Consider the following 1384-nt stretch of genomic DNA (forward strand, 5'->3'; position numbering starts at 1 on the left):
CTCAGTGACCCGCCGCCGTAGCTCAGTGGTAGAGCGCATCCTTGGTAAGGCTGAGGTCGGCAGTTCAATCCTGCCCGGCGGCACCACACTGACCCCTTGGATTTACAAGGGCTTTTCCGACAAATCAGAAATTACCCCCTCGCGGGGACCATGCCGATGATCTCGGAACATTTCAAGAACGACCCCCATTTATTGAGAGCTTCCGGAAACGACGCCACCAATCCGCGCAATTGAGCGATCCACAAAGATCCGCCGCTGCCTTGGCGTTAGCTAACGCCAAGGCAGCGGCCGTTGTCAGTACGAAACGCGAAAAGGCCCCAGGCGATGCCCGAGGCCTTCCGACTACTGACCCGAAGGCTCTCCTGTCGATTACCAGTCGCCCAAACCTGGGCATCGACCGATAGCTTCCATGGTATAGTAATCGGTCCAGACGCCATCAACTAAAGGCGTTATAATTATATTATTGTTTAAACAATGCTGCCTAACCTGTCCTACAAGCTCAGTGTGACTAGCATCGCTATAAAAATAATATTGATAATAGAAATCAGATCTCGCCTGACTAGCTCCCGCCAATGTTAAAACGCCAAATAGGCCTGCGACGACCGCTCCCAACGAGACGATGCGACGAACATTTAGATTTTTCATAGCCACTTCCTCCGACAATGGAGAAACGAGCAATTCACATATCGCCGGTACGGACAATCAACATGATTGTGAAGTAACGCCTCCTCGTCTTTAAAGCGCGCGACAAAGCGGGTGATGTCAGAGCTCCTTCATCCCACCCGCCCCACCCAAGGGCAGGCCCACCGCCTTGATCGACACTGTCGGGTCGGCCAGCAGGGCATCATCCACCCTCGCCGCCTTCCCGATCAGCATCCGTCCGCCCATGAAGTCGGCGGGGGCGTTGACCGCCTCCACCGCCACGATCCTGTCGCCGCTCAGGTGGAAGACCGAGAAGGCGCCGCCAGCCGGATCGCCGCGCACCAGCTGGCGATCAGCGTCGAAGGGCACCCCCGCGATCTGCAGCTTGACGTCATACTGGTCGGACCAGAACCACGGCACCTCCGGCGCCGGAGCCGCGCGGCCGACGATGGCCGAGGCCGCCTGCTTGGCCTGCTCCAGCGCGTTGGGCACGCTCTCCAGCCGGTGCATGACGCCGCCGTGGACCGGGATCGGCCGCCGCGTCACATCGCCGATGGCGTAGATGTTCGGGTCGCTGGTGCGGGCCGTCTCGTCCACCACCACGCCATTGTCGCACGTCAGTCCGGCCGTGCGCGCCAGGGCCTCGCAGGCGAAGGCGCCGACGCCGACCAGCACCGCATCCGCCGCGATCAGCGTCCCGTCCACCAGACGCACGCCCGCGTCCTCGAACCCAGCGACCTCG

1 protein-coding gene and 1 tRNA gene are annotated in these 1384 nt (G+C 60.5%); one reads left to right on the top strand and one right to left on the bottom strand.

What is annotated here, in order from left to right:
- Window positions 1-11: 11 nt before the first annotated feature.
- Window positions 12-86 (top strand) — tRNA-Thr (locus tag ACU5AP_RS16300).
- 676 nt (window positions 87-762) lie between these two features.
- Here ACU5AP_RS16300 and ACU5AP_RS16305 read toward each other — a convergent pair.
- Window positions 763-1384 (bottom strand): oxidoreductase C-terminal domain-containing protein (locus tag ACU5AP_RS16305; protein WP_446681564.1); only part of this gene is annotated, 622 nt, incomplete at its 5' end.

The organism is Brevundimonas sp. RM1 (assembly GCF_052907225.1).